The sequence below is a fragment of the Desulfomicrobium norvegicum genome, from assembly GCF_900114595.1.
In the GTDB taxonomy this organism is placed as follows: Bacteria; Desulfobacterota; Desulfovibrionia; order Desulfovibrionales; family Desulfomicrobiaceae; genus Desulfomicrobium; species Desulfomicrobium macestii.
On sequence record NZ_FOTO01000034.1, the window covers coordinates 1 to 2,523 of the forward strand.

The window sequence follows — 2,523 nt, forward strand, 5'->3', positions numbered from 1 at the left end:
GCCCTGGATATCGAGCGTCAGGTGGAGGAAGATGTGCGCACGGCGTACAGCTTCTACAAGGCCACGGGCAAGTTGCTGCCAGTGCTGCGCAGCCTCACGAACGAAAATGCGCAGGTGGTTTCGAGCTACACGGATCAGTTTCGCATGGGGCAGCGCACTTTGGTGGATCTTGTTTCGGCACAGAAAAGTCTGTTCAGTTCGCAGCAGGTGTACCTGAACGGCATGACGGCGCACACGTTCTCGTACTATCGATTGTGCATGCCCGTTTCCCAGCTCATGAGCAGCCTTGGCGTGGATCTCAAGGTCAAGGGCCTGGGCGAGGTCATGGCCGAGGTTATGGCCGAGTAGGCGGCTCTTCGGTCATGTCGTCCCCGATTCCCCCGGCCGGCTGTTCATTTTCCGGGGGAGTCGGGGAACACGCCCTAGGCAGGTGTTCGGATCATACGCGGGATAACGGCTCCGTCTACCTGAAACGCCGATGCATTGCTTTTTCGCCGACATTTGGAAAGGAAACAGAAACGGCGATCGCTCAATGGCGGCGGAATTATCGCCCCACGGTTTTGGAATGCCGGAGGGAGCGGGTGCCTTCAATAGTGAAGACTTATGAAAACGGGAGCTCCAATGCGCATTTTGTTTACTCATGTGAATTTTCCGGCACAATTTCGAAATTTGGCTTCATTGTTGGGTCGAGATCCCGGCAATGAAGTGGTCTTCGCCACCCAGGAAGAGCGGCCGGAATGGAACATTCCCGGAGTTCGCAAGGTGGTTTATGTTCCCGAGCGGCCAGAGCAGGCCCCGGAGCAGGCCCCGGAGCAGGCACAGAAGCAGACCCTGATGGGCAGATTTCGAAACACCGAAAAAAAGGCTGAAGCGGCACTGCGCGCCATGCTTCAGCTGCGCGCCCAAGGCTTTGTGCCCGACGTCATCTATGGCCATTCCGGTTGGGGTTCGACGATGTTCCTGCAGGATGTCTTTCCGGAAGCCGCGTTCCTGGGGTATTTCGAATGGTTCTATGGCGCCGACAGCGCGGATATGCGCTTCTCGGGCAAGCCGCTGTCGCTTGAGGCGCGCACCGAGGTCCGCGTCAACAATCTCCCCATTCTCACCGATCTGGCTGCCTGTGATCATGGCATCTGTCCTACTCGCTGGCAGCTCGAACAGTTTCCTCCGGAGTTCCGGTCCAAGATATCCGTCATTCATGACGGCTTGGATACGGACTTTTTTTCTCCCGATGCGGCCTCGCGCATGGTGCTTCCCGGTCTTGACCTTTCAGGGGCAAGCGAGATCGTGACCTACGCCACGCGAGGCATGGAGCCCTACCGGGGGTTTCCTCAGTTTTTGGAAGCCGCTGTGGAAGTGGTCAGAAAGCGTCCTGAATGCCATGTGGTCATTGGGGGGAGTGACCGGTCGTGCTACGGCGCGCCGCCCGCCCCCGGAAAAACCTGGAAGGAAGTGCTCGTGGAACGGCTTCGGCCCGATCCGGAGCGCATCCATTTCGTCGGGGCGCTTCCGTACGCACATTACCGAACGCTGCTTCAGGCGTCTTCGGTGCATGTCTATCTGACACGCCCGTTTGTCCTTTCATGGTCATTTTTGGAAGCTCTGTCGTGCGGATGCCTGGTGGTGGCTTCAGATACGGCGCCCGTGCGGGAGGTGGCCACTGATGGACATAACGTCCTCATGACCGATTTTCGGTCTCCCCAGGCCATTGCGGGCCGGATCATTGAAGCGCTGGAAAATAGAAGGCACTTGCGCAACGTGCGGGAAGAAGCCCGCAGGACCGTGGTGAATGGTTACGATTTGCGTAAACTCCTGCCTTTGCAGGTGGACGCATTGCGCAAATCCGTTGAAAAGCGGGGCCTCAGAGTTCCTTCTCTTTGATATTTTCTTTTCATTTCCGATATTGCAGATGCCGGAGGCGAATTTTCCGACGTCCCGGATTCGGAAACACGATACACCGCGTTTCGGATCGGCACCGTGATGCGGCATCATTCAAGGCACGGACCGCCATCATGTCTGGCATATGTCCTTGCTCTCAAAGTATGTAGGTATTTCGTATATTTCACATCCGCGCGATTCGTTTCACCCATTCAACAATTTTTGCATACTTGCCAATGCACTGTCCTCGAGATTTCAGGAGTGTCATGGGCGTGACTTTCAATGGCGAGAGCCGGTTTGATTATATGCCTAGGTAAATAAGTATTTTATTCTCAAACACGGAATAAAATCTACCTAATTTATGTATATAACAACACGTCAAATTAAACAAATATGCATATTACTAAGTATATTGAATCTCGTTAGCTTGACCTCGAATCATAGCTTCAAAACGTGATCGAGGAGAGATTCTATGTATACTATCAATGTAGGCGTACGTCAGGAAAACGGTGACTTTCAGGAAGTGCGGATTGACAACGGCGGTCGATTGAACCTGAGCCATGGCGACCGGCTGGTTCTTGCCGCTGCTCCTGAAGATGTCGAGATCGTGTCCGGGGATCGGGGTGATTATGTCGTCCGGTTGAA

The 2,523-nt window shown here is 54.6% G+C and carries 1 protein-coding gene and 1 pseudogene; both read left to right on the top strand.

The genetic code is table 11. The annotated features are described in order from the left end of the window. Nucleotides 1-348, top strand: a pseudogene (locus BMZ24_RS19265) (TolC family outer membrane protein); the annotation flags it as partial. 333 nt (nucleotides 349-681) lie between these two features. Next, the gene (locus BMZ24_RS19270; RefSeq protein ID WP_244150430.1) at nucleotides 682-1,881 is read left to right on the top strand and encodes a glycosyltransferase; all 1,200 of its coding nucleotides are present in this window, start codon (nucleotides 682-684) and stop codon (nucleotides 1,879-1,881) included. Nucleotides 1,882-2,523 lie beyond the last annotated feature (642 nt).